Here is a 26,937-nt window from a genome sequence, read left to right as displayed (position 1 = left end):
ACCACGGTATCTACAAGAGGGGTAATGGTTAGTTTAAGCCCAAGAAATACACTCGATTAAATTTCCTTTTTAACCACTTCATTGAAGAAATAGAGGTGATTTAATAATGCACCGTGTGGATGCCGTGGTCAAGCCACGGTAATTCGAGAGAAGATATAATTCTGTGGGGATACCTCGGGTCTCGAAGCATATACACAAGATTTTTGTCTTGGTGGATGCTTTGAGGCGGGTTCTCTCTTTCTTCAGCACGAACGGTTCCGATGTAAGAGACTTTCTTATCCGAAAATGACATTAAATTAATTGTTATCCAAAGGAGCTTGCGACGAAGGATCTCCTGAAGACGGCGTCGTTGCTTTAATCTATGACCGTCGATTCCTCTCAACAGCAGATATATTCGATAAATCACCAAAGAAAAAGCTGCGATTAAAAAAACATATGTTAAAATGCTTTCATTCGGGTAAACCTATAAAAACTATTATGCTGGAAAGTGATCGCTTAATCAGTAATCAAACTATTGTCTCTGAAGAAGCTATTGATCGGGCTATCAGACCTCTAAGTCTTGCGGAATATATAGGGCAAGAGACGGTTAGTTCACAAATGCAAATCTTCATTAATGCTGCTAAAAAAAGAAAGGATCCACTAGACCATGTTCTTGTTTTTGGCCCTCCAGGTTTAGGAAAAACTACTTTAGCTAATATCATTGCCCACGAAATGGGGGTAAACATTCGACAGACCTCTGGGCCTGTGATTGAGAGGGCCGGTGATATTGCTGCGATTTTAACTAATTTACAGCAAAATGATGTTTTATTTATTGATGAAATACATAGATTAAGTCCAGTAATAGAAGAAATTCTTTATCCTGCAATGGAAGACTATAAGCTCGATATTATGATAGGAGAGGGGCCTGCTGCTCGATCTATTAAATTGGAGCTTCCTCCATTTACCTTAATTGGAGCGACAACAAGGGCTGGCTTATTAACTTCTCCGCTAAGAGATCGATTTGGCATAGTACAGCGCTTGGAATATTATTCTGAAGATTCACTGACACAAATAGTCTCTCGATCTGCTCAACTACTTCATGTTCCTACAGAGCCAGAAGGTGCTAGAGAAATTGCCCGACGCTCTAGAGGTACACCACGAATTGCCAATCGCTTATTAAGACGAGTGAGAGATTATGCAGAAGTAAAAGGTCGTGGCATAATTACTATGGATATTGCGCAGAAAGCTTTAGTAATGCTGGATATAGATCAATTAGGTTTCGATTTAATGGATAGAAAGTTATTACTGGCAGTTATAGAACATTTTGGTGGCGGTCCTGTCGGTGTTGACAGTATTGCAGCCGCTATCGGAGAAGAAAAAGGTACAATAGAAGATGTTTTAGAGCCTTTTTTAATACAACAAGGATTCCTTATGCGCACACCTAGAGGTAGAATGGCGACTTCACGAGCTTATGAGCATTTTGGTTTAAACGTGATTGAATTGGAATAACTCATGAATTTTATGACCGCGCAGCAACATATAATTAGAGTTTATACAGAAGATGTCGATTTTATGGGAATTGTTTATCATGCTAATTATTTGCGTTATTTAGAAAGAGCGCGAGCAGAATTACTGAGAAATAATAATTGGACGTTAAGTGAACTAATAAAACGCGATGTTTTATTTGCGATTAGAGAGTTAACCATTAAATATCTTTATCCAGCAAAATTGGATGATGTGTTAACAATAGTAACGCAGATAAAAAATGTAAAAGCATGTAGTTTTATGTTTGAACAGATAGTGACCAATCAATTGGGGCTGACAGTGTGTGAGGCTCAAATTCAAGCAGTATGTGTTAATAGTGAGCTAAAGCCACAACAATTGCCTAATTTTGGCGGCTAATGAATGAACTATTATATATTTTGATAGTGGAGACAACGGTGAGTAATCAAGCAAATGTGTTGATGTATTTTATGCAAGCAGGTTTAGTAGTTAAATCAGTAATGATGCTACTGCTGATTGCGTCAATAGTGTCTTGGACTTTAATTTTTCAAAGAGCATGGTTTTTTAAGCGTAAGAAACAGTTAACGGACGCTTTTAATAGACGATTCTGGGACAGCGGGGACTTGAGCAAACTTTATGCCGATATTGATAGCAATGCAGAAGAGAAGCAGGGCATGGCTGCAATTTTCCATGCTGGCTTTAAGGAGTTTGTACGTGCAAGAAAACAAGGGAGCGTAAGTATTGAGCCTATTCAGCGTGTAATGCAAATTAGCCATGCTAAAGAGGCGGAGAAATTAGAACAACATTTACCTTTTTTTGCTTCAGTTGGCTCTATTTCACCTTATGTGGGTCTATTTGGTACAGTATGGGGTATAATGACCTCTTTTCAGGCATTAGGCCATGCTCAACAGGCAACTATAGCAATGGTGGCTCCTGGTATTTCTGAGGCATTAGTTGCAACTGCTTTAGGGTTATTTACAGCAATTCCTGCTGTTATCGCGTATAACCGGTATACCGCTCGTGCTAATGCATTATTAAATAGATTTGATTTGTTTCAAGAAGAGTTAATCTCTCTAATCGAGCAACAAACTTCTAGCGCTGCAAGAGGATGAAATCTAAATGATTAGACCAAAGGTTAAACGAGAAGCTCCCATTTCAGAAATTAATGTGGTGCCTTATATTGATGTTATGCTAGTTTTACTCGTTATTTTTATGATCACTGCACCGATGTTAACGCAAGGGGTAACTGTTGATTTGCCTAAGGCCGCAAGTCAAAATCTTCAACCTACAGATAGAGAGCCTATTATTGTTTCCGTGAATCAGCAGGGCACCTATTTTCTTAATATAAGTAGTACGCCTGCAGATCCCATAGAAGCTCAAGCTTTAGTGGTCCGGGTTGCTGCGGAACTTGAGTTAGCCAAGCAATCTGGCCAGAAATTAAATGTATTAGTAAAAGGAGATCAAGGCGTTGCTTACGGTAAGGTGGTGCAAGCTATGGCTTTACTGAAACAAGCAGGTGCTGAACAAGTTGGATTGTTAACTGATTCAGAACACGAAGCTGCAGAGGGGCAGGCATGATTAGTACACCCAGTTACCGAAAGGCCTTTTATTTTGCTTTAGGACTTCATTTATTTTTAGTAGTCATGCTTTTGACGGATAATTCAGCGAGCAAGCCTGTGCTTACTATGGAAGCCAAGAATAAGCCTGGTATGCAACAACCTATTGCGGCTACTCCGCAACAAGAAGTGGTTAAAGCCGTTAGTGTAGATAATAAAGAAGTCATGGAGACCGTTAATCGCTTAAAACAAGAAAGAGCACAAAAGCAAAGGGCAGAAATAAATAGACAACGGGAACTTGATCGCCAACTTCAATTGGCAAAGCAACAAAGAATTAAAGAGCAACAAAATATTGCTAAATTAAAGGAAGAAGCGAATAAAATTGCTATTGCCCGAAAAAAACAAGCTGAAGAAGAGAAAAAGCGTTTAAAACAGCTTGCAGAGCAAAAAGCACTAGAAGCCAAGCATATAGAGGAATTAAAAAAGCAAAAAGAAAAATTAGTAAAACAACAGGAGTTGGAAGCTAAAAAACTTGCGGAACTTAATAAGAAAAAGGCGGAAGAAAAAGTTAAAACCGAGAAACTTAGAGCAGAGCGAGAGCATGCCGAAAAAGTGAAGGCTGAAAAAGAAGCTGTCGAGCAAGCAAAAGCAGATAGAGAAAGAAAAAAACAACAAGAAGCAGCGGCTGCGCAGCAGGCGAGAGAAAATGCTGAAAATCAGGCACGAATGGCTGGTGAAGTTGATAAATATAAAGCACTTATTGTTAATGCAATAGGACAAAATTGGATTTTGCCTGAAAATGTGGACAGCAGTTTGTCGAGTCAATTCAGAATACGTTTGGCCCCAAATGGAGTAGTTTTAGAGGTCACTTTAACTCGTAGCAGTGGCGACCCGTTACTTGATAGATCAGCTCAAACCGCTATCAAAAAAGCATCACCACTTCCAGTGCCTACAGACGCGGAGACATTTAATTTGTTCCGTGATATTAGTTTAACCGTTCGTCCAGAACAAGTTAGGGGGTAACTCTCGTGATGAACCGATTTATTACATTATTTCTATTATTTTTTGTGAATCAGGTGTTTGCTCTTGATTTAGAGTTAACACAAGGTATTAACTCAGCCTTACCTATCGCAATTAATTCATTTGGTTCCGATGCAGGGGCTCAAGAGATTGCACATGTTATTGAAAATGATTTAACCCTGTCTGGCCAATTTAAAATTATTTCTGGTCCTGATAGTGCGAACGCTCAATCTCCTGTAAGCACTCTACGACAATTGGGGGCAGACAGCGTAGTCACCGGTAAGGTCAATAGAATAGGAAACCGCTATGAAGTGAGTTACAAATTGGCGGATGCGGTGGCGAATGGAAACACGCTCCTGACTAAAACTTACCAAATTAACTCTAATGAAATAAGAGCATTAGCTCATCATATTAGCGATGAAGTGTATCAAAAACTGACAGGAGAACGAGGTATATTTTCTACTCGTATCGCTTATATCTCAGTACAAAGAACCCCTCAAAGAACTCGTTATTCTTTAGAGGTGGCTGATGCAGATGGACACAATCCTCAAAGTTTACTTGTTTCTCCTGAACCCATTATGTCACCCTCATGGTCACCTAATGGTAAAGAAATTTCTTATGTTTCCTTTGAGAAGAAACGTGCTCAGATATTTACCGTTTCAGTTGAAAGTGGACAACGTCGTTTGATCACGAGTTTCCCTGGAATTAATGGTGCTCCTGCTTGGTCTCCTGATGGACGTCATTTAGCCGTTGTTCTCTCTAAGAGCGGTACTCCTAAAATTTATAATGTGGACATCACCAACGGTAGCATGAAGCAATTAACTTTTGGTGATGCAATTGATACAGAGCCTCGTTTTTCGCCTGATGGACAGAGTTTACTATTTACCTCTGGCAGAGGTGGTTCGCCACAAATTTATCGTTTGTCATTAGCTGACGGACAAATAACACGGTTAACTTTTGAGGGGAATTATAACGCTCGTGCTTCTTATACTCCCGATATGAAAAACATAATAATGCTGCATAGAGAGGACAGACAATTTAATATTGGTTTACAAAGTGTGAGTGGAGGGCCTGTTTCCAACTTAACGTTTTCTGGACGTGATGAATCGCCTTCTGTAGCACCTAATAGTCGTTTAGTGTTGTATGCTACTCATTATCAAGATAGAGGAGTATTGGGTATAGTATCTATCGATGGACGAATAAGAATTAGACTTCCTGCTCGAGAGGGTGATGTACAAGAGCCGGCATGGTCTCCATACCTAGGCTAATAATGATCCGTATCATTTATACTCTCATATTATTTTTCTTAGCATATAACAGCTATGCTTGGAACGCCCTGGGGCATCAATTGGTCGCTCAAATTGCTTACGATCATTTGACGCCTCAGGCTAAAAAAATGTGTGAGGACTATAACCATTATTTAGATTCATTTTCTCCTAGTCCCAATTTTGTTACTGCATCAGCATGGCTAGATCAAATACGTAGAAATGATGTTCATTGGTTTGATAATTTACACTACATTGATATCCCTTTTTCTAATGATCAAAGCAAACTTCCGCCATTGCAGGAAGTGAATGCTTTATGGGGAATTAAACAAGCCATTTTAGTTTTATCGTCAAACAAATCTAGCGCTTTTGATAAAGGAATAAGTTTGCGTATTCTTACGCATTTGATCGGGGATATTCATCAGCCGCTACATACAGTAACTAAAGTGTCGAAACGGTTACCTAAAGGAGATTTAGGTGGTAACTTATATTATCTTACCTCTAACTCTATAGGCGATAATTTGCATCAATATTGGGATAATGGAGCAGGAGTTCTTCTGGGGCAAAGCAAGAAATTTCAAGTGAGAAATAAAGCGCTACAGTTAGAACAGAAATGGTCGTGTGAGTTGGCAAATGCTCAAAAAAAACCACAACAGTGGATTAAAGAGTCTCATCAATTGGCTATAACTCAAGTTTATACCATCCCTTCTCATAAAGTTCCGAGTAAAAGATATCAGCTTAAAGCTCAAAATATCACTCAAAAACAAATTCTATTTGCTGGTTGTAGGTTGGCCAGAGTACTTAATAATATCGCAAGACAACAACATTATTCCTAATAAAATTAGAGCAAGGGCCTAATCTACAATCTTCCTTAAGACCATATTACATAAAAACAAATGAGCCTCTATGCAGCGTCAACGGTTAACTCATAAGTAGATTTAAGGTCTATGAAAGTTATTAGTAATGAAAGCATAAATTTGTATGAAAATAACTTTAAGTGTATAATAAATAGCTCTTATGCTTTAAGAGGTTTTCCAGTGAGTAATGATATAATTGAGCCAATACCAGGTTTTTTAGAAAAAGCTCAAAAATGGGTCATAGAGTATCCTGGATTTTTTAAACCTTATCAAAATGCTGAAGACGTTTTATTTACGCTTGCTAGTCCTGTTATTGCCCCAGTTGTATTTACTGTCACATCTTGTGAGTGTTTAGTTCTATCATTACTAGTTGAGCTACTCGCTATTCCTGTAGCGGTAATGGCTTCTTTGTTCGGCGCTATATTTAACAGCCCTGAATGGGGAACGGATGCTTTTGACACAATGACTTCTCTAGCTAAAGATATCTTTGTAGCAAGTGTGACTTATTTAGGTCTAGCTCTGATAAGCATAGTAGGCGCTCCTATAGGATTAGTAACTCGCACAGCTGCCTCGATCATTGACGGGGTAATTAAGCTTTTCAGCTGTGATGCTGAAGATATGCAAAGTCCCTCTATATCGCTTGAATTTTTTGGATAAAACCAATGTAAGCATAATAAATAGTGTAACGAAAAATCAATTCAGCTCTGATTTAAAGGAATACTTAACGCCACAATTTGAGACGAGTGTACCTAATGGCGGTCCAAAAGCAAAGTTGCTTTTGACTTCGGAATGCCCCCCAAGGCGATACAGAACGAAATCATCCACTCGCTGTTAGTACATACGAGTCCTTATTGAAAGGAAGAAATGAAGTTGAAAAAACAGATACTTCAACTTTGGAAGAGGAGAGTTTAATTAATCCTTTGACTTTGTAGCCTTGATACATCAAGGCTACTTTGGTTGTGCATTTCAGGGGATAAATTTTTATTCATTTAAAAATCCCGGTAGGGGATAGCCGGGATGAGTATAAAATTTTTTCCGTCAGGCTTTTTGTAATGCTTCCATTACTGCGCCTAAAAAGCGAGTTGCCTCACCGCCGGTTACTGCCCTATGATCAAAGCTAAGTGATAAAGGAAGCATGTTATGAACTTCAATTTTACCTTCGGGTGTTGCGACGGCTGCTTGATATAGTCTACCAACAGCTAAAATAGAGACCATTGGAGGGACAATAATTGGACTAGCAAAACGACCTGCAAACTTTCCAAAATTGGAGAGGGTAATGGTAGATCCTTTCAATTTATCGGCTGTAATTTCTCTATTGCTTACCGATGTTTTTAATTCGTTGATAATGTTACGAAGCTCAGTATCTGAATGTTTAGCCACATCATGAATAACAGGGACAAACAAACCCTCATCGTTATCCATTGCCAAACCAAGATGCACCTCTTTAAAACATTGGCGCGCACTATGCTTAGTATCAAACCAGGCGTTTAATGCAGGTTCCTTTTCCGTTGCGTGGATAATCGCTTTAATTAAGCGAACCGTAATATCAGTACCCGGTTTCCAGTTATTAATATCGGCTTCGTCAAAAATACTAACGGGCACTATTTCGGCATGAGAGTGAACCATACTGCTTAGCATTGCACGTCTAACACCGCGCAAAGGTTCATAACCCTCCGGGATTTGCGCATTTTTATCAGCATAGGTTTGAACATCATGGCGAGTAATTACCCCATGCTCTCCAGTGCCTTTTATGGCATTTAGATCAACGGTTAATTTTTTCGCTAATATTTTAACGGCAGGAGTTGTTCTGATTCGTTGTTTTTCTGAGCTTGCACTACCTATTATGAAATTATCTTCTGTAATATCAGTGCTTTCTTCTAGGTTACCAACTACTGTTCCTTTATCCGCCGGTTTTGCGTCGGTTGAAGCAAAGGCAACTAAAGGCTCACCTGTTTTTATTACATCGCCTGGTTTGCCAAATAATTTAGAGATGGTACCTGCTTGAGGGCAAGGAACATCAACAACTGCTTTAGCTGTTTCCATCGATACAAGAGGTTGATCCACTGCGACAGTGTCTCCCTCTTTTACAAACCACTCATGAATTTCAGCATCAGGTAATCCTTCACCTAGGTCAGGTAAGTTAAAAATATTCATTATTACTCCATTATGCTCATAACACTGTTTTTAATTCGTGCAACACTAGGAATGTATTGCTTTTCCAGCTGAAAATAGGGCATTACTGTGTCATAACCAGTAACTCGTTGTACTGGAGCCATTAGATCTGCCATAGCATGTTCCATGATTAAAGCGGATATTTCTGCCCCCACGCCACCTGTTTTTGCTCCTTCATGAATGATCACACACCGTCCAGTTTTTTCAACAGAACTGAGAATAGTTTCTATATCCAAGGGTTTTATAGTGGCGACATCAATTACTTCGCAAGAAACACCTTCATCACCTAGTTGTTTTGCTGCTTGCAGTGTTTCATGCATGCTGGCACCCCAACTAATTAGGGTTATGTCATCACCCTGCTGCAAAGTAAAGCATTTACCTAAGGGAAGGGCTTGCCCATCATCTGCTACCGGTTGTTTGACGAGACGATAAATTCGTTTGGGCTCAAGAAAAATCACTGGGTCAGGATTACGTATCGCCGCGAGAAGCAAGCCATAGGCTCTCTTCGGTGATGAAGGAATCACAACTTGTAATCCTGGTATATGGGCAAATAATGCTTCTGTACTTTCGGAATGATGTTCCGGCGCTCTAATACCACCGCCAAAAGGGGCACGAAAAACAATAGGGCAATGAAGTCGTCCACGAGTTCTATTTCTCATACGAGCTGCGTGGCAGATGATCTGATTCATGGCCGGATAGATAAACCCCATGAACTGAAACTCAGCTACGGGTTTTAAACCTTGAATTGACATGCCAATTGCTAAACCAGCAATCATAGATTCAGCTAATGGAGTATCGAATACTCTGTTTTCACCAAATCTATCTTGCAATCCAAGTGTTGCTCTAAAAACACCGCCATTTTTACCTACATCTTCACCAAAAACGACGACATTTTCATCTTGATTTAACTCATAAGCTAAAGCCTGAGTTACTGCTTCGATTAAAGTAATATCAGGCATTTCCAGCTTCCTCCATAGCTATTGCTCGTTGCTCCACTAAATACTCAGGTAACTCTGCATAGTGGTAATCAAAAATACTACTCACCGGTTGCGGTTTCTTGTTCAGATACTCTTCAACTGCCTCTTCAACTTTTTGTGAACACTCTATGACCAATTGTTCTTCATCGTGAGCGGTCCAGATTTTATTTTCAGTGAGGTAGTGTTTAAATCGCGCAATTGGTTCCTTTGGTCTCGCTGTGTCCACTTCTGCAGAGGGTTGATAGCGAGTTGCGTCATCAGCTGTAGTGTGATCGCATAAGCGATAAGTTATTGCCTCTATTAACGTAGGACCTTTTCCGTTGCGTGCTTTTTCAATAGCCTCACCGATGGTTTGTCTTGTTGCCAATATGTCATTACCATCGACTTGTATTCCAGAAAATCCAGCTGCTATTGCCTTTTGAGCAACGGTTTCAGTACCAGTTTGTTTGTCCCTTGGCACGGAAATAGCCCATTGATTATTATTGACAATAAAAACCACAGGTAATTTCCACGTACCAGCAACATTTATTGCTTCATAAAAATCACCTTCGGATGTGCCTCCCTCTCCAACACAAACTACAGCAACGCGTGGCTCATTTCTGTATTGAAATGCAAAAGCTACTCCTGTAGCGTGTAAACATTGGGATGCTATAGGTACGCAAATAGGTAGGTCTTCGGAGTTACAAGCAAACTGACTACCGCGCTCATCGCCTCCCCAGTAAGACAATATTTCAGACATTTTTACCCCACGCTGTATTTGGGCTGCGTAATCTCGATAATAGGGTACAAAAACATCTTCTGGGCGCATGGCATGGCCTATTGCTGTAGATATTGCTTCCTGACCATTGATGGGAGCATAAGTTCCCATTTTTCCCGTTCTTTGCAAAGCAATCGCTTTTTTATCAAAAGTACGGGTAAGTACCATTACTTTATATAATTCTTTTAATGCTAAATGATTTTCAGCAATTGCGGGTACTGCATTAACTAACTTACCTTCTTCATTTAGAAACTGGGTGTATGTAACATCAAATTGAGCAACTGTTGTCATTACATGGCTCCTTGTCAACAACATGTAGCCATAGAATACTCACAAATTCATTTAAAAACCAGCCTCAATGGACTGAAATTACAAGCAGATAAATGATGAGTGAAGTATTAGTAATTTTATAAGTTAGTGCATATAGGTTTCAGAGAAGCATTACGGTATGATTAATTCAAATTTAACTAAATCAATATTCTATAAAATAAGCTATTAACTGATGTCATTAAGTAATAAAGAATCAATTTCGTTGAGTTATCATCCATTTTTATATGAGTCTTATCAACAGCTGTCTCATTTGCCTGGTTTTGTTCTTCTTGAAAGTACAGATCGCGTTCGAGGGCGCTATGATATTTTAAGTGCATACCCTTACGACAGAATAACGATTAAAGAAAATGACTTTTCTCAATCTGAGCTATTAACTTATTTAAAAAAAAGAATTCCACTGAGTAAGTCAGAACTAGCTCTGCCTTTTCAAGGCGGAGCTATTGGCTATATTTCTTATGACTTAGGGGCGAGCCTATTAGGTATACGTGCAAATGCACAACCCACTTTGCGCGATTTGCCATTGCTTGATCTAGGTTTATATGATTGGGCTATTATCGTTGATCATTACTCTAAAAAAATCACCTTGTTTGCTGCGAACAATCATCCAGCCACAACCGATATTAAACAGGAGATAATAAGGCTTTGGTACGAAAGAACGTCAAAGAATCTTCGATTTACTGCTAAATCGACTTTTACGCCACTTATTTCTAAGGACTCTTATCAAGAGTCCTTTAGAGCAATACATCAAGCTTTAAAAGAGGGAAGAAGTTATCAAGTGAATTTCACTCAGCCCTTTCATGCTGAATATGAAGGAGATGCGTGGGAAATGTATAAAAAAGTGAGTGCTAAAAATCCGGTACCATTTGCAGCATTTTTGCGGACTGAGCAGGCTAATATTCTTAGTTTTTCCCCCGAACGCTTTATTGCTTATGATAAAGGTAGACTATTAACCTCTCCGATTAAAGGAACTATTGGTCGCTCCGGAAATCCCGTAGAGGATGAACAATTAAAGGATCAATTAGCTTCCTGTGCTAAAAATCGTGCTGAAAATGTGATGATAGTTGATTTGTTAAGAAATGATTTTGGTAAGATTTCTTATCCTGGTACAGTGACGGTTTCTAGTTTGTGTGAGATTCAAAGTTATAATTCTTTACATCATCTAGTCAGTGATATTGAGGCGCAATGCCTTGATTCTATTCATCCATTGGAAGCTTTTATTTCTTGCTTTCCTGGTGGCTCTATTACTGGAGCACCAAAGCTTGAATCCATGAGAGTCATCAATGAACTAGAAGATTATGCTCGTGGTATTTATTGTGGGAGTATAGGGTATTTTTCTCAGCATGGATGTTTTGATAGTAATATCGCGATACGAACAGTCACCGCTAAAGAGAATATTTTGCATTTAGCTGCTGGAGGTGGGATAGTTATTGACTCCGTCTGTGAAGATGAATATCGTGAATGTTATACTAAAATAACAGCGATTATTAATGGGATTAAATAAACCATCTGTAAGTGAAGCAATTAATTCGGCAGTTATGGTGTTGCACGAATTAGCTACTGACTCTTTAGTTTTAACAAAACGTAATAGCCAATTACGTCACCATCCTGGGGAAATATGTTTTCCAGGAGGCAAAAAGGACGTAAATGATAAAGATTTATATACTACTGCGTTGAGAGAGCTTTATGAGGAGTTAGGTATCACTGCTGATAGAGTTACATTAGTCAAAAAACTTCAGGTTGAACGTACTTTGCTTGGCGCAGTGATTCAGCCATGGCTAGCAAGTATTCAGTCAGTTAGGCCATATCATCAAAATTGCCAAGAAGTGACTTCTTTAATCTATATTCCGATGTCTTTAGTTATTGATCCTAACAACTATAGGGATTTAATGGTCAAACGCGATGGAATAGAGTTTACAAGTTGTGAATTTATTCCCCATGACGAACTGGTCTGGGGTGCTACGGCACGAATAATGAAGCAATTAATTGTTTAAATTGTACAAACGATTATTTATGTACCATGCTTTTATTATCGTGGGAGGTACTTTTTTCAGGAATAAGACACATGAAATTACTAGCATTTTTTGTTTCCTTAATTAGTTTCTCAATTTCTTACTCATATACTTTAACCATCGGGGCTTCAAAATATAATCCTCCGTTTGAGACGTGGGCAAATAAAGATGGCCATTATTATGCCTATGGGTATGATATAGACCTCATGAAAGAAATATGTAAAAGATTAAATGCAGAATGTAAATTTAAACCTTTTGATTTTGATGAGCTTTTTCCTGTATTGGAAGAGAAAAAAGTTGATTTGATTATTGCTTCTATAATTGTTACTAGTGAGAGAAAAGAGCGGTTTGCTTTTACTCTTCCCTACTTAGAAAGTAACGCACAATATATTACAAATTCCAATTCTTCTATTGATAAATTGACAGATATCCATGGTAAAAGAGTCGGTGCAAGAAAAGGAACCCCGTACGGTCAGCTTGCTAAAATTGTAAGCAAAGACAATGACATAATTTTTTTTAATAGTAGTGAAGACATGTTTATTGATTTACAAAATAATAAGCTAGATATGGCTGTTATGGATTATGAGGCTGCAAAACATTGGTGGGCTTCGAACCCAGGAGTATACAAACTAGTTGGGGGAAAGATACCTATAGGACAAGGTTATGCCATTATGTTTAATCGGGACGAAATAGAGTTAAAAAATAAAATAGATCGTATCATTCTACAGATGGAAGCCGATGGTACATTTGTAAAGATTTATTCTCAGTATTTTTAAAATATTACTTCAGCATGTCATTAAGGAAATTATCGATATTTATCTACGTAACGTGATTTGTTCGCGATACGTAGATAAATAAGAAAGGGTATTAACCTTAGCCAAAAACTCTTATGCTGTTGCTGTTGCTGTTGCTACGGAGCTTTCTTTTGTAGCATTATCCTTCAATGAACGGCGTAGGATTTTTCCAACATTAGTTTTGGGTAATTCATCAAAAAACTCTACGATTTTTGGAACCTTATACGCTGTTAAATGTTCCCTGCAATGAGCAATAATTTGTTCTGCAGTTAAATTAGGGTCTTTTTTAACAATACAGGCTTTAACGCGCTCACCGGATTCTTCGTCGGTAACGCCTACCACTCCGACCTCTAAAACACCAGGATGCATTCCTATAACTTGTTCTACTTCGTTGGGGTAAACGTTAAACCCTGATACCACTATCATATCTTTCTTTCTATCAACTAAATAGATAAAGCCTTCTTCATCCATTCTGGCTATGTCTCCAGTTCTTAAAAAGCCATCTTTAGTGAAAACTAAAGCAGTCTCGTCAGGACGTTTCCAATATCCTGCCATGACTTGCGGGCCTTTAATACATAGCTCGCCGCTAGTACCAATAGCTACTTCATTGCCGTCATCATCCCGTATGGAAGCATCGGTAGAGGATAAGGGTAAACCAATGCTGCCGTTATATGCCTCGAGATACATTGGATTGATAGTTGCAGCAGGACTAGTTTCTGTTAATCCATAGGCCTCTAAGACACGGCTTTTCGTCATTTCTCTCCAACGCAGAGAGACACTTTTTTGAAGGGCCATACCCCCAGACAAGGATAACTTTAATTTACTAAAATCAATTTCTTTAAATTTAGGGTGATTCAGTAAGGCATTATATAAAGTATTCACCCCAGTGAATGCAGTAAAACCAGTATTTTTTATTTCATCTATAAAATGCCCTATATCACGAGGATTCGTAATTAATATATTTTGGGCCCCAGCCTTTAAGAAAGTAAGACAATTCGCTGTTAGAGAAAAAATATGATACAAGGGAAGAGCAGTGACAATGATATCATGCTCATCTATACCAAGAGGCTCAATCCAAGAATAGGCTTGCAATACGTTTGCAACTAAATTGCCATGAGTTAGCATGGCGCCTTTCGCAACGCCTGTGGTACCTCCTGTATATTGTAAGAAGGCAATATCTTGATGAGACAGTTCTACTTGGTGTAATGGAGCCTGTTTTCCTTCAATAAGTGTATAGTTATAGGATACTGCATGGGGAATAGTGAAAGAGGGAATCATTTTTTTTATATGCTTCACTACGAAATTAACAATCATGCGTTTAAATCTTGGGAATAGATCGCCAATCTCAGTAACAATAACGTGTTTTATGGTGGGCATAGAAGGTAATGCTTTTTCAACAGTTTTTGCAAAATTTGCAAGGACAATGATCACCTCGGCACCAGCGTCATTTATTTGGTGGATTAATTCGTCAGTGGTATATAAAGGATTAGTATTAACGACAACATATCCTCCACGTAAAATACCAAAGATGCTTACAGGATATTGGAGCAAATTAGGCATCATTACTGCTACTCGAGCCCCTTTTTCCAATCCTAACTGTTGTAAATACGCAGCAAAGTTCCTAGTTAACTCGTCGAGTTTACTGTAAGTAATATTAGTGCCTAAATTTGTATAGGCAATTTTTTGAGCATAACGACTGCATGATTCTTTAAATAAGGAGATGAGGGATAAGTACTGACTAGGGTCGATTTCATGCGGTACACCATCTTGATATTGTTCAAACCATCTCTTATCCACTTTGTAATCCTTCTGTTATTGTTTCCCACATGTTAGTATAAACAAAAAAGTCGGTTATGGATATCATACAAATGAGTGAAAATATAACAAAAACTCAAGCATTTAAATTAAAAGGCAGGCTTTACACATTTACTGTTTTACAAGTATTGAGTGTTGATAAAGATATTTTTGCTCAACAATTTGCTGAAACAGTAGTTAAAGCACCTAAATTATTTGAAAGAACACCTGTGGTTTTTGATCTGTCATTCGTTAACCATCTGGAGTTTGATCTGCAAAATTTATGTCAAATCGCTCGTGATTATGGAATGATTCCTGTTGCTATTCAAGGTGGAAATGCATTACAAGCTACATTAGCTCAATGCCAAGGTTTAGCTGTATTACATGCCTCAACCTCACAGGACAAGCCTATAATTGAGCGTAGTGAAAATACTGCTGTTGAATCAACAAAAACCAAATTAATAACCGCTCACATTCGTTCGGGGCAGCAAGTAGTTGCTAAAGGTTCCGATTTGATTATAACCGCCTCCGTGAGTCATGGTGCAGAGTTATTATCGGATGGAAATATTCATGTTTATGGTGCATTAAGAGGTAGAGCCTTGGCGGGATTATCCGGCGATAAAGAGGCACGCATTTTTTGTCAATCACTTGAGGCAGAATTGGTTTCCATAGCAGGCATTTATAGCCTGAGTGATACAATTGAGCCAGTAAACGGTCCCTGTCAAATTTATTTAGCTGACGAGCATATTGTTATTGAGTCGTTATGATTGATGTTGTTTTTATTTCTGATTTGCATTTACATCCTAATGATGAGGGGATTAAGTTACGTTTTGATAACTTTATTGATTGGGCAAAAAACTCAGTAAAGACTGTCTATATTTTAGGTGATTTTTTTCATGTTTGGGCAGGAGACGACTCTATCAACGAATGGAGCATGGGGATAGCCAGGCAGCTGTATTCTTTAGTAACAGCGGGTATTTCTTTATTCTATATGGCGGGTAACAGAGACTTCTTGTTAGGCGATGTTTTTGCCAAACATGCAGGATGGACTGTTTTACCCGAGCCAACTATTATTACCTTAGGTAACGAAAAGGTAATGCTGGTTCATGGAGATAGGTATTGTATTAAAGATAAAGCTCACCAGCGATTTAGATTATTAACGCGCAATAGATTATTTACTTTTTTATTTCTAAGCTTACCTTTAAGCTATCGTGAGCGATTGGTTAATAAAGTTCGGACAATAAGTCAGAATGACCAAAGCAAAACTCTGGAAGAGATGGATGTGGTGGTAGATTCTGTTATCCATCATATGTCTAAACATCAGATAGTTACATTGATTCATGGGCATACCCATAAACCAGGCTTAACTAGCTATAACGTCTATCATCAAAAATTTAAGAGATATGTACTCAGTGATTGGGATGACAATCCAATGCTATTGTGTTATGATAATACAAAAGGGGTTTATTTTACCCAGAATTAATTGGAGTCTTATATGACTAGAGCTAAAGATACAGAAATGCAGAATAAGCTAAAGGAAATTCGCGAAAAAGAAGAATTGAATGCGGTTGAAGTATATAAACAAAAATTAGCTCAAGATCGAGCATCAGCCCGTGCTGCTGAGCTTGATGAATTGAGACGAAGTCTTGTTATCAGGCATGATGATAAAGGAAACCCTATTACTGCTTGGGATGATTGGATTGGGCATGTGGAGAAAGCTACGTCAGAAGCAGCTGCGGCCTATAATAGTGAATGGAAAATATCCATGTTGAATTTACTGAATACGCTTGGCATGATGGTTCAAGCGGTCGATGGTAAATTGGAAGAAAACCTTAGAATGCCATTAAAGCAGGCTGTAATCGATGGTCTAATTCTTGGCAAGATTAAAGATAGTTTTATTAAACCGCCTTCTGAAATTTCGTTACCGTCTTTAGAACATAATGTTACTTTCACTGATGATAATAAGCTAAAAATAGCTCCATTGATGCGTTCTGATCTCGTAGATAATAAAGATCTTTTAACTAAAGAGAGACAACAGCTCGAGGACGCTTTTGAGAAGGGAGTTGTAAAATGGTTAAAAGACAACGGTTATAAACCACATCCTACAGAAGAAAAACAATTTGTTCATGAGACAACAGGAAAACTTTTAGATAAAGCAGCATTTGTTGCATTGAAAAATGATCCCGATAACGGATTGCAAAATTTTCTTTCAGAAACAACAGACTTAAGCTTTACTCCCAGTCGCTAATTAACGATATCAGATTTGTCGGGCAACAAATTGTCCGACAAATATCTTTTACCATTCTTATGTTATAAACACCAGAGTGCTATTTCTAACTCTAATAGTTCTCAATATGTGTTACTTCATCAGGATGCGGCTCAGCATTGAGTACAGACATTGGCGGAACCCCACTATGGAAACGGAATACTGTATCAGTAGAGAGAATAAATTTATTTTCTATCGCTAATAAGTCCTTTATACGCTCTTCAATATCACCACCATAAAGATTGGCCAGATGTAGATAATTCTCAAAATGTCGTGCTTCAGAGCGAAGTAAAGTTCCATAGAATTTTGCTAATTCTGCATCCTCAAGATAGGGTATAATGGCATGAAAACGCTCACAAGATCGGGCTTCTATGATTGCTCCTATGATGAGCTGATCGCGCAAGCGCTCTTTGCCTGCTTTACTCGTTACTTTTTTATGCAGAGTTGTTGCGTAATCTGACGGTTGTAATGGTCCAAAAGAAATTCCTCTTTGTTGCATCAGATTGATTACTTTCTCAAAATGCAACAATTCTTCGCGCGCTAAAGGGGACATCACATCAATCAATTCGTTCCGTTCGGGATACTTACTCATAAAATTGATTGCAGTTGCTGCTGCTTTACGTTCACAATGAGCGTGATCCACTAATAGTAGAGGAATATGGGCTGCTGCATAATTTAGCCAGGATTCTGGAGTTTTAATTTGGAGAAATTTATATAATCTCTGTAAATCTTCGTCTAATCGTTTTACCATCAATAAAATACACTATAATTTCAAGTAAATTGTCTTATATCACAGACTTTAAAAAAATTAAATTGGATGCATAATGAACGAGAAAAAAACAGCGGATGAAATAAATCAATGGTTTTCAACTTATGGTGTGATTACATCTGAAAGAATATTAGGCACTTACCAAATTGTTTTACCTCAATCTGAACTTTTAGCTGCTGTTAAAAGTCCTTTTAGTTTTTATCATCAGCTAATACAAGTACCTTTAAAAAATGTTCTTAATGGGATAATACTGCAACAAGCAAATGACTATCATGTATATGCCCAAAAAATATTTATTGATTATTTACTGTCAGGTGAAAGTGGAAAACCACCCGAGGCTCAAGGGGCTCATACAAGAGAATCAATTGAGGAGGAACGAAAGCAGCTAGTTATTATAGGAGAGGAGTTTCATCAAAAACAGACAGCACATGATTCATTGATTGCAAATAGTCAGTCTGTTCTAATTAAAATAGCTAAAGAATGGAAAGTCATTATGGAGTCAGCGATTAGGCTTACCAGTACCACATTGAAAAATAATAATTTGGACATTAAGAGAAGCGTCATTAGACGGGCAGTGACTCATGCATTGGTTTTTTGCGATTTAACATCCCCACAGATTGAAAATGATAAATATGCTTTTGTAAACAAAATGAATCAAGTACTTCGCTTGAATTTATCGGAACAGCTAAAAGAGCAAATTGCCCATAATTTATCTGATTTAATTAATTTCACAATTAATTTTAATAGTAAGATCAGTAGTTTTTTTGAAAGAGCTGATGAGCTTACTCAAAATGCCTTGTCTTATCGTACTCTGTTTTATGAAGCAATTCTGCGCGTAACGGAGTTAATTAAGTTGCTACCGGAGTATAAGATTGATCCAATTCAGGATGAAGCCAATAGAGAATCTTTACATTTTGATAAAACTATAGGTGAAAAGCGTACTAAATAAACGGTTTAATGACTCTCTTTGTGAATTTATATTAGCCAGAAGCACATAATTTAATGTATAATAATGCGTTTTACACTAACCCCCATGGAGTAATAATGGCTAAAGAATTAACCTTATCAATTATTAAACCCGATGCAGTAGCTAAATCTGTTATCGGACAAATCTATGCTCGCTTTGAAAATGCTGGCTTGGATATAGTTGCTGCAAAAATGGCACATTTATCACGTGAACAAGCGGAAGACTTCTACGATATTCACAGAGCGCGTCCTTTCTTCAAAGATTTAGTTGAATTTATGATATCTGGTCCAGTAATGATTCAGGTATTAAAAGGTGAAAATGCTGTAGCTAAGAATAGAGAAATTATGGGGGCTACTAATCCTAAGGAAGCTGCTGCTGGAACAATACGCGCTGATTTTGCTGACAGTATCGATGCTAATGCAGTACATGGTTCTGATAGTCTTGAAAATGCTGCTCGTGAAATTGCATTTTTCTTTGAGCCACACGAAGTTTGCGATAGATAAATGAGTTTGGAGTGAGCATGTTAGAACAAAAAGTTAATCTATTGAATTATAATTATCAACAGTTGCGAGAGTTGTTGTCGTCTTGGGGGGAAAAGCCCTTTAGAGCACAGCAGTTAATTCAATGGATTCACCAAACCGGCTTACATGATTTCACTCAAATGACTAATCTCGGGAAGGCTTTAAGAGAAAAGCTTTCTCGATTGTCTTTTATTGGCGTACCTGAAATTGTAACTTGTCAAAAGTCAGCTGATGGTACCCATAAATGGCTATTGAAGTTAGAGTGCGGTAATTGCATAGAAACTGTTTTTATACCAGAGAAAAATCGCGGAACACTCTGTGTTTCATCGCAAGTAGGATGTGCCTTAAACTGTTCTTTTTGTTCTACAGCCAAACAAGGTTTTAATCGTAATTTGTCTACTGCGGAAATTATTGGTCAAGTATGGCTTGCGGTCAGAGAGCTATCCACTAATCAAGGGGCACATGATAAACGAGTAACTAATGTTGTCATGATGGGAATGGGAGAGCCTCTGCTTAATTTCGATAACGTGGTTTCTGCGATGAATATTATGATGGATGATTTTGCTTACGGATTATCCAAGCGTCGCGTTACTTTAAGTACTTCAGGCGTGTTGCCAGATTTGGAGCGCTTAAGAGAAGTGAGTCCTGTGGCTTTGGCGGTGTCACTGCATGCTCCTAATGACGAATTGCGCAATGAACTTGTTCCTATAAATAAAAAATATCCATTGAAACAATTAATGGCTCTTTGCAAGATTTATTTTAAAGATGAACCACGTAGAAAGGTTACTTTTGAATACGTCATGTTAAAGGATGTTAATGATCAACCTGAGCATGCATATCAGTTGATTAAATTACTTAAAAATGTACCAGCAAAAGTCAATTTAATTCCTTTTAATCCATTTCCTATGGCACAGTATGAGCGTTCGCCTCAAACAGCGATAGATGCTTTTAGAGATTTATTAATGAGTAATGGAATTAATACCATTACACGTAAAACGCGTGGCGATGATATTGATGCTGCTTGTGGCCAATTAGCTGGAGAGGTTAAAGACAGAACGAGCCGTTCGCAGCGATGGCAAAAGCTTCATTTCATGCCTAAAACACAGCAAGCAGATGATGTTGTTGCACTGTAACTGTTAACATAGGCGTGTCAGCTTAATGGAAAGGGATTTTGATTCTTTGTCTTAACACAGATAAGCTTTAATTAGTTAAGAAATGAGATGATAAATTATTTTTAATTTCTCAGTAAGCGGTTATAATGCGAAATCTTTTCTATCCTCAAGTGGTTATTGTGCATAAAGCTTTACGGTTCTTGATTATAATGACATGTTTATTCTTATTGGCTTGTCATCAAACTAAATCTACTCAAGTAGATACTGTGAAAAAGCCCGATCTCAAAAAAGCTGCTTTATTCAATGTGCAATTAGGCCTGGGGTATTTAAAGCAAGGGGATAGACCTCGGGCAAAAAAGAAATTACTTCTTGCGCTGGAACAAGAACCTAACTCCCCTGATGTGAATGCAGCAATGGCTTATTATAATGAGCAAACTAACGAGTTGGAAAAAGCTAAAAACTATTATTTAAAAGCAATTTCCTTATCTGGAAATGACGGAGCACAGCTTAATAATTACGGAACCTTTTTGTGCCGTCAGGGAGAGTATAAGAAAGCCGAGGGATATTTTTTAAAGGCAGTGAAAGATGAGCATTACATTCATACTGCAGGTGCTTATGAAAATGCCGGTCTTTGTGCGCAAGCCATTCCTGATCTTAATAAAGCGAAGCACTATTTTACAACGGCTCTGAATCAGGATCCGACTAGGAAGGTGTCACTTTATGAGCTGGCCAAGATTGAAAGTAAAGAAGGACATGATACTGAGGCACTTAATTTGATCCAAAAAAATCCGGAATTAGTGTTAAATGATAAGATTTTTTTAGCATTGGCCAAAGAGATTGCAGAAAAAGCAGGTAAATTTGACCTCGCTGCAGAGTATGAAAACAATTTTAACAAAATAGATCCGCATACTAATAATAGTGGAGTAAACAATGAATACAGCGCCAGTAATGGATGAAGTAAATAATATTGAGATTGATAATCCAGGAACACAACTTGCAAGTCTACGTCAACAAAAAGGTTATTCTATCGATTATGTTGCAAGCAAATTGCACTTGAGAGCTCGTATTATAGAATTAATCGAAAGTGGCGAATTCCACCTTTTACCAGAGCCTGTTTTTGTAAAAGGTTATCTCCGTGCATACTCCAAACTGTTGGGAGTATCTCCTGAGCCTTTCCTTGATGTGTTTAATACCCAATATTCATTTGAGAAAAAACCAGAAAGGGCTTTATGGCAGAGTAAACGCGAGTCCCATAAAGCAGAACATATTATCCGTTGGTTTACTTTATTGTTTGCAATAGGTGTGCTTGTAGCTGTTGGTATTTGGTGGCAAAAAAATAGAGACAGCCAGCCTGTTTATTCAGCTAAAAAAACCTTGACCGATTTATCTTTAAATCAACCAGCAACGACTGATCAGACAGGGACAGAGTTAAAATTAACAGATTTATCTAAAATGCAATCCTTATTAACTCCGACCGCCCAAATGTCCCCATTGGAGAAGCAAGGTGTCTGAACGAATTCAAGCAGTCCGTGGAATGAATGATGTGTTGCCTGATACGACTGCTATTTGGCGTTATGTGGAGCAAAAATTTGCTGATTGTCTTTCACGATATGGCTATCAGGAAATACGCTTTCCTCTAGTTGAAAGTACGCAATTATTCAAACGAACTATCGGTGAAGTGACCGACATAGTTGAAAAAGAAATGTATACTTTTAATGACCTAAATGGTGATAGTTTAACCTTGAGGCCTGAGGGAACTGCTGGCTGCGTTCGTGCTTGCTTGGAGCATGGTTTGCTGCATAATCAACAGCAAAAACTATGGTACATGGGGCCTATGTTCCGTCACGAGAGACCACAAAAGGGTCGATATAGGCAATTTACCCAATTTGGTGTCGAGGCTTTTGGTATAGCTGATTTCACTATAGAGCTTGAGTTAATATCAATTTGTCGTAGGTTGTGGATACAGTTGGGGTTTGCTAACCATGTTGAGTTGCAAATTAATACCCTTGGAGAATTAGTAGAGCGCCAACAATATAAACAAATCTTAGTTGAGTATTTACGCGATCATTACGAGCAACTTGATGAGGATAGCAAACGGCGATTAGAACGCAATCCTTTACGTATTCTTGACAGTAAAAATCCTGATTTAAAAGAATTAATTGCAAAAGCACCTAAGCTAATTGATATTTTAGAAGGAAGAAGCCGAGAGCATTTTCAGGCATTTTGCGATGGTTTGACCGCACTGCGGATACCTTATACTATTAATCCTTCGTTAGTCAGAGGACTAGATTATTACGGCCATACTGTATTTGAATGGGTAACCGATAAATTAGGCAGTCAAGCAACTGTATGTGCTGGAGGTAGGTACGATATATTGGTTGAGCAACTAGGTGGTGCGGCCACGTCTGCTGCAGGTTTTGCTCTTGGTATAGAGCGCATACTGCTTTTAATGGAAACATTAAACTCAGTTACATTACCTGAAAAGAACGAGTCTTTATTTATTATTGCTACTAATACTGATGCCATAGTCCAAGGATTAGCCTTAGCAGAATTAATTCGTGATGCATATCCAGCTATAGAAATAATAACCAATACGACAGGCGGTAGTTTTAAAAGTCAATTTAAAAAAGCAGACAAAAGTGGAGCTCGGTTAGCTTTAATTTTGGGTGAAAATGAAATTGCAAACCAAAGTGTGAGTATTAAAGATTTACGAAAGGATATGGAACAAATTACCATTGAGCAAAATAACATCAATCGGTTTTTGCAGGATTACTTAGAGTCAGTGTGAGGGCGTATTATGTCTGTATATATGACAGAAGAAGAGCAACTAGAAGTTATAAAAAAATGGTGGAAGCGTTATGGGAATATAGTCACAATCTTATTGTCACTGATACTCCTTTGTATCGCTGGGTATCGATACATGCATTGGCATCAGAACAAATTGACTCAACAAGCCTCTGTTACTTATGAAAATATGATGGTTGCTTTATCGAATCAAAATACTAAATCAGTGAGGGCTTATGCTAATGAATTGATTAAGGATTACGATAACTCTGTTTATGCGGATGTTGCTCATATGACTCTTGCAAAAATTTATGTATCTAAAAATAAATTAGATCAAGCAAGGGATGAGTTAACGCTTGTAGCAAATAAAAGTAGTATGGCTAGTTTAAAACAAATAGCCAAAATTCGTATAGCGCGCATATTAGTGGCGGGTAAATCTTATACAAATGCTTTAAATGAGTTGAGTGCCATCGATGATGAAACCTATTTACCAGTAGTTAATGAATTAAAAGGCGACATATATGGTGCAACAGGACAATATGAGCAAGCTATTGCAGCATATCGCTTAGCTATTGATGAGGTTAAAACTAATGGAATGGGTAATTTATTTTTAGAAATGAAAACAAATGAATTGGCAATGAGAACTCAATCTATGATTTCTGATAACAAAAAAAATGAATCGGCATAAATTGATGATAATAAGGTTTTAGGTTTATGAAAATTAGATTTTTGGTTTTAGCTCTGTCTGTCCTAACTCAAGGATGCTCCAAAGTTGATGATTATATGTTAGGTAAGGATAATACTCCTCAACCTAAAGAATTAAAGTCAATAGAATCGCAACTTAAAGTAGCGCAGAATTGGAGTGCTCCAGTAGGTAAGTCTCATAAAAGCAATGAGTATTTAAAATTAAAGCCTGCTGTGCGGGGTAGTATAATTTATACTGCGGATCCTAGCGGGCTAGTACAAGCTGTTAATAAAAGCGATGGTAAAATTCAATGGTCCACACAGTTGAAACATGGGGTTGTAAGTGGTCCCACTGTTGCTGAGGGATATATTGCCGTTGGTACTAATGCATCTACCGTGGTCTTGCTTAATCAAGCGAATGGTAATGTGCTGTGGCAAAATAAAGTTTCCAGTGAGGTTTTAGCACCTCCAGCATTATCGCATAAGAAAATAATTGCAAAAACTATAGATGGTAAAGTATTTGCGTTTGATACCGCTAGTGGTAAACAATTGTGGGTGGCTGAGCATGGCTCACCAAGTCTGGTTCTTAAAGCAAGCTCCTCACCAATTATTGTAGGTAATTTGGCACTTGTCGGATTCCCTGATGGAAAATTGGATGCGTTAGAATTAGATACTGGCCGCGTCGTTTGGCAGAGAAGTATTGCTTATGGTGCTGGGGCTAGCGATGTGGAGCGTTTGGTTGATATAGATTCTGATCCTATCGTAAAAGATAATGTAGCTTATTTAGCGAGCTATCAAGGATATATTGGTGCTTTATCGTTGAGTGATGGCCAATTCATTTGGAGAAAGCCAGGATCGGTATACAAAAACATGGTTCTCAGCGGTAATACCTTATATTTAACGGATAGTAATGATGTGGTTTGGTCTTTAGATAAACTTACTGGCAATGTTAATTGGAAGCAAACTGCATTAAAGGCAAGGGGGCTTACTGAACCAGTTCTTATTGGTAATGATTTGGTTGTCGGTGATAAGACAGGATATTTACACTTTATTGGATCGCAAACAGGGGAGTTGTTAGCTCGATCTCAATTATCAGGAGCAATCACGATTTCTCCTAGTGTAATAGGAAAGAAAGTATATGTATTAACTGATAATGGAATACTTAATCAATTGTCGGTGAGCTAATAATGATTCCTGTAATTGCCCTAGTTGGTCGTCCTAATGTAGGCAAATCAACTTTATTTAATCGACTTACTAAAACACAAGATGCCCTGGTTGCTGATTTTCCAGGGCTTACTCGTGATCGACAGTATGGTCAAGCTCAATATAATGATAAAGCATTTATCGTAGTAGATACTGGAGGTATTGGTGTAGATGACATCGCTGTTGATAGCTTAATGTCCAAGCAATCGACTATTGCTTTAAATGAAGCAGATGCAGTGCTTTTTATTGTTGATGGTCGCTCCGGTCTTACTGGAATTGATGAAAATATTGCAGATAATTTAAGAAAGCTAAATAAAAAAGTTCATCTGGTTGTGAATAAGACAGAAGGGCTGGATGATGATGTAGCTTGTTCTGATTTTCAGTCTTTAGGCATTTCTAATATTCATTCTATATCTTCTGCTCATGGGGATGGTATCAGCTCTTTATTAGAGCAGGTCTTAACGCCTTTTAGCGGTGAAGTTGAAAGTGTAAGCGATAATAATGTTATTAAAATTGCTTTCGCAGGACGCCCTAATGTTGGGAAATCAACACTAATTAATAGAATCTTAGGTGAAGAACGGGTTGTAGTATATGACATGCCCGGAACAACTCGAGATAGTATTGCCATACCCTTTGAGCGCGATAATCAATCTTATATTCTCATAGATACTGCTGGGGTACGAAGAAAGTCGCGTATTGATGAAAAAATTGAAAAATTTTCTGTAATTAAAACATTACAAGCAATTAAAGAATCTAATGTTTGTTTACAGCTACTTGATGCTAATGAAGGGATAACTGATCAAGACATGAACTTGCTTGGTTTTATTATTGAATCAGGTAAAGCTCTTGTTATTGCGGTTAATAAGTGGGATGGTTTGGATGAAGAGCATAAAGAGCAGATAAAAAGCGAATTATCAAGAAGATTACATTTTGCGAGTTTTGCAAAAATACGTTTTATATCTGCTTTACATGGTAGTGGTGTTGGTGGATTATTTAAAGATATTACTGAGGCGTATACTTCTGCAACACAATCTTTTTCTACTCCTCGACTAACACGATTATTGCAAGATATCAGTACAAAACATACTCCTCCTTGTGTGAATGGACGTCGTATCAAACTAAGATATGCTCATCTAGGTGGACATAATCCTCCTGTTCTTGTAATTCATGGCAATCAATTAAGTTCATTACCAGATAGTTATAAACGCTATCTAACTAATGAATTTATTAAACATCTGGGATTGGTTGGAACTCCTTTGAAAATTGAGTTTAGAGGAGGGGATAACCCATTTGCAGGGAAGAAAAATAAATTGTCACAAAGACAAGTCAATAAAAAAAGAAGATTGATGAAACGAGTTAAAAGCAAAAAGTGATTTTATCGATTTTGCCATTAAGTTAACATGAGTTTCGGATAAAATCGCAGGAAAATGTAGTCTGGGTGCGGCGCCGGCGCTGCGCCCAGACTACAAACTCTGTCTTATCCAAAACTCATGTTAACTTAATGTCAGAAGGATATTTCCTACTTAACTTGACGATTTTATGAATCGTGGCCTGACATTAAGTTGACCCAGTATAACTCAAACGCTTACCTGAACAAATGTAGACATAGAGCAATCAA

Annotated in this window: 28 protein-coding genes; 23 read left to right on the top strand and 5 right to left on the bottom strand. The window is 37.9% G+C overall.

Annotated features, from left to right (window positions below; all coding sequences use genetic code 11):
• Positions 1–477 precede the first annotated feature (477 nt).
• The 8 genes from ruvB to LFA_RS07265 all read left to right on the top strand — a co-directional run bounded on the left by ruvB (position 478) and on the right by LFA_RS07265 (position 6,837).
• Positions 478–1,488 (top strand): Holliday junction branch migration DNA helicase RuvB, encoded by a 1,011-nt coding sequence (gene ruvB, locus LFA_RS07300; RefSeq protein WP_045097473.1) that lies wholly within the window; start codon positions 478–480, stop codon positions 1,486–1,488.
• Positions 1,489–1,491: 3 nt separating this feature from the next.
• The gene (locus LFA_RS07295; RefSeq protein WP_045095607.1) at positions 1,492–1,881 is read left to right on the top strand and encodes a YbgC/FadM family acyl-CoA thioesterase; all 390 of its coding nucleotides are present in this window, start codon (positions 1,492–1,494) and stop codon (positions 1,879–1,881) included.
• Positions 1,882–1,919: 38 nt separating this feature from the next.
• Positions 1,920–2,594, top strand: coding sequence for a protein TolQ (gene tolQ / locus LFA_RS07290; RefSeq protein WP_045097472.1), 675 nt, complete (start codon positions 1,920–1,922; stop codon positions 2,592–2,594).
• Positions 2,595–2,601: 7 nt separating this feature from the next.
• On the top strand, positions 2,602–3,060 hold the full coding sequence (gene tolR / locus LFA_RS07285; protein WP_045095606.1) for a protein TolR: 459 nt from the start codon (positions 2,602–2,604) through the stop codon (positions 3,058–3,060).
• Positions 3,057–4,061 (top strand): cell envelope integrity protein TolA, encoded by a 1,005-nt coding sequence (gene tolA / locus LFA_RS07280; protein WP_045095605.1) that lies wholly within the window; start codon positions 3,057–3,059, stop codon positions 4,059–4,061. The genes tolR and tolA overlap by 4 nt, the downstream gene beginning before the upstream one ends.
• A gap of 5 nt (positions 4,062–4,066) precedes the next feature.
• The gene (gene tolB / locus LFA_RS07275; RefSeq protein WP_045095604.1) at positions 4,067–5,326 is read left to right on the top strand and encodes a Tol-Pal system beta propeller repeat protein TolB; all 1,260 of its coding nucleotides are present in this window, start codon (positions 4,067–4,069) and stop codon (positions 5,324–5,326) included.
• A gap of 2 nt (positions 5,327–5,328) precedes the next feature.
• Positions 5,329–6,159: a S1/P1 nuclease gene (locus LFA_RS07270; RefSeq protein WP_045095603.1), complete on the top strand. Its 831-nt coding sequence runs from the start codon at positions 5,329–5,331 to the stop codon at positions 6,157–6,159.
• Positions 6,160–6,360: 201 nt separating this feature from the next.
• Complete coding sequence (locus tag LFA_RS07265) at positions 6,361–6,837, top strand: hypothetical protein (RefSeq protein WP_157010310.1); 477 nt, start codon at positions 6,361–6,363, stop codon at positions 6,835–6,837.
• A gap of 381 nt (positions 6,838–7,218) precedes the next feature.
• On the opposite strand, the gene LFA_RS07260 is transcribed toward LFA_RS07265, so the two are convergent.
• The 3 genes from LFA_RS07260 to pdhA are packed head-to-tail and all read right to left on the bottom strand — an operon-like array spanning position 7,219 to position 10,377.
• Positions 7,219–8,334, bottom strand: a complete 1,116-nt coding sequence (locus LFA_RS07260) for a dihydrolipoamide acetyltransferase family protein (protein ID WP_045095601.1) — start codon at positions 8,332–8,334, stop codon at positions 7,219–7,221.
• A gap of 2 nt (positions 8,335–8,336) precedes the next feature.
• Positions 8,337–9,311, bottom strand: a complete 975-nt coding sequence (locus LFA_RS07255; RefSeq protein WP_045095600.1) for an alpha-ketoacid dehydrogenase subunit beta — start codon at positions 9,309–9,311, stop codon at positions 8,337–8,339.
• A complete protein-coding gene (gene pdhA / locus LFA_RS07250; RefSeq protein ID WP_045095599.1) occupies positions 9,304–10,377 on the bottom strand; it encodes a pyruvate dehydrogenase (acetyl-transferring) E1 component subunit alpha in 1,074 nt (357 codons plus the stop codon). Before pdhA ends, LFA_RS07255 begins: the two co-directional genes overlap by 8 nt.
• 211 nt (positions 10,378–10,588) lie before the next feature.
• On the opposite strand from pdhA, the gene pabB reads away from it, so the two are divergent.
• The 3 genes from pabB (at position 10,589) to LFA_RS07235 (ending at position 13,201) form a co-directional block, all read left to right on the top strand.
• Positions 10,589–11,917, top strand: a complete 1,329-nt coding sequence (gene pabB, locus LFA_RS07245; protein ID WP_045095598.1) for an aminodeoxychorismate synthase component I — start codon at positions 10,589–10,591, stop codon at positions 11,915–11,917.
• Positions 11,904–12,407, top strand: coding sequence for an NUDIX hydrolase (locus LFA_RS07240; RefSeq protein WP_045095597.1), 504 nt, complete (start codon positions 11,904–11,906; stop codon positions 12,405–12,407). The genes pabB and LFA_RS07240 overlap by 14 nt, the downstream gene beginning before the upstream one ends.
• 71 nt (positions 12,408–12,478) lie before the next feature.
• A complete protein-coding gene (locus LFA_RS07235) occupies positions 12,479–13,201 on the top strand; it encodes a transporter substrate-binding domain-containing protein (RefSeq protein ID WP_045095596.1) in 723 nt (240 codons plus the stop codon).
• Between the two features lie 111 nt (positions 13,202–13,312).
• On the opposite strand, the gene LFA_RS07230 is transcribed toward LFA_RS07235, so the two are convergent.
• Positions 13,313–15,016, bottom strand: a complete 1,704-nt coding sequence (locus tag LFA_RS07230; protein WP_045095595.1) for an AMP-binding protein — start codon at positions 15,014–15,016, stop codon at positions 13,313–13,315.
• Positions 15,017–15,087: 71 nt separating this feature from the next.
• Between LFA_RS07230 and minC the strand changes: the two genes are divergently transcribed.
• The 3 genes from minC to LFA_RS07215 are packed head-to-tail and all read left to right on the top strand — an operon-like array spanning position 15,088 to position 17,261.
• Entirely contained in the window at positions 15,088–15,780 is a 693-nt protein-coding gene (gene minC, locus LFA_RS07225; RefSeq protein WP_045095594.1) for a septum site-determining protein MinC, read from the top strand.
• The gene (locus LFA_RS07220) at positions 15,777–16,496 is read left to right on the top strand and encodes a UDP-2,3-diacylglucosamine diphosphatase (protein ID WP_045095593.1); all 720 of its coding nucleotides are present in this window, start codon (positions 15,777–15,779) and stop codon (positions 16,494–16,496) included. Before minC ends, LFA_RS07220 begins: the two co-directional genes overlap by 4 nt.
• Before the next feature lie 12 nt (positions 16,497–16,508).
• Positions 16,509–17,261 carry a hypothetical protein gene (locus tag LFA_RS07215; protein WP_045095592.1) on the top strand — a complete coding sequence of 251 codons (753 nt, stop codon included), beginning with the start codon at positions 16,509–16,511 and terminating at the stop codon, positions 17,259–17,261.
• 91 nt (positions 17,262–17,352) lie between these two features.
• On the opposite strand, the gene miaE is transcribed toward LFA_RS07215, so the two are convergent.
• Positions 17,353–18,030 carry a tRNA-(ms[2]io[6]A)-hydroxylase gene (gene miaE, locus LFA_RS07210; RefSeq protein ID WP_045095591.1) on the bottom strand — a complete coding sequence of 226 codons (678 nt, stop codon included), beginning with the start codon at positions 18,028–18,030 and terminating at the stop codon, positions 17,353–17,355.
• A gap of 73 nt (positions 18,031–18,103) precedes the next feature.
• Here miaE and LFA_RS07205 point away from each other — a divergent pair, with 73 nt between their 5' ends.
• The 9 genes from LFA_RS07205 to der all read left to right on the top strand — a co-directional run bounded on the left by LFA_RS07205 (position 18,104) and on the right by der (position 26,692).
• Positions 18,104–18,997, top strand: coding sequence for a hypothetical protein (locus LFA_RS07205; RefSeq protein ID WP_045095590.1), 894 nt, complete (start codon positions 18,104–18,106; stop codon positions 18,995–18,997).
• A 95-nt stretch (positions 18,998–19,092) separates the two neighbouring features.
• A complete protein-coding gene (gene ndk / locus LFA_RS07200; RefSeq protein ID WP_045095589.1) occupies positions 19,093–19,518 on the top strand; it encodes a nucleoside-diphosphate kinase in 426 nt (141 codons plus the stop codon).
• A 17-nt stretch (positions 19,519–19,535) separates the two neighbouring features.
• The gene (rlmN, locus tag LFA_RS07195) at positions 19,536–20,669 is read left to right on the top strand and encodes a 23S rRNA (adenine(2503)-C(2))-methyltransferase RlmN (RefSeq protein WP_045095588.1); all 1,134 of its coding nucleotides are present in this window, start codon (positions 19,536–19,538) and stop codon (positions 20,667–20,669) included.
• Positions 20,670–20,827: 158 nt separating this feature from the next.
• Positions 20,828–21,604 carry a type IV pilus biogenesis/stability protein PilW gene (pilW, locus tag LFA_RS07190; RefSeq protein ID WP_172653493.1) on the top strand — a complete coding sequence of 259 codons (777 nt, stop codon included), beginning with the start codon at positions 20,828–20,830 and terminating at the stop codon, positions 21,602–21,604.
• Positions 21,579–22,160 carry a helix-turn-helix domain-containing protein gene (locus LFA_RS07185; RefSeq protein WP_045095586.1) on the top strand — a complete coding sequence of 194 codons (582 nt, stop codon included), beginning with the start codon at positions 21,579–21,581 and terminating at the stop codon, positions 22,158–22,160. Before pilW ends, LFA_RS07185 begins: the two co-directional genes overlap by 26 nt.
• Positions 22,153–23,436 (top strand): histidine--tRNA ligase, encoded by a 1,284-nt coding sequence (hisS, locus tag LFA_RS07180; RefSeq protein ID WP_045095585.1) that lies wholly within the window; start codon positions 22,153–22,155, stop codon positions 23,434–23,436. The genes LFA_RS07185 and hisS overlap by 8 nt, the downstream gene beginning before the upstream one ends.
• A gap of 9 nt (positions 23,437–23,445) precedes the next feature.
• The gene (locus LFA_RS07175) at positions 23,446–24,120 is read left to right on the top strand and encodes a YfgM family protein (protein WP_045095584.1); all 675 of its coding nucleotides are present in this window, start codon (positions 23,446–23,448) and stop codon (positions 24,118–24,120) included.
• A 26-nt stretch (positions 24,121–24,146) separates the two neighbouring features.
• On the top strand, positions 24,147–25,301 hold the full coding sequence (gene bamB / locus LFA_RS07170; RefSeq protein WP_045095583.1) for an outer membrane protein assembly factor BamB: 1,155 nt from the start codon (positions 24,147–24,149) through the stop codon (positions 25,299–25,301).
• Positions 25,302–25,303: 2 nt separating this feature from the next.
• Positions 25,304–26,692 (top strand): ribosome biogenesis GTPase Der, encoded by a 1,389-nt coding sequence (gene der / locus LFA_RS07165; protein ID WP_045095582.1) that lies wholly within the window; start codon positions 25,304–25,306, stop codon positions 26,690–26,692.
• Positions 26,693–26,937 lie beyond the last annotated feature (245 nt).

The sequence above is a fragment of the Legionella fallonii LLAP-10 genome (assembly GCF_000953135.1).
Classification (GTDB): Bacteria; Pseudomonadota; Gammaproteobacteria; order Legionellales; family Legionellaceae; genus Legionella; species Legionella fallonii.
Note: the sequence above shows the minus strand (reverse complement) of the source record. Positions and strands in the feature narration are given on the sequence as shown.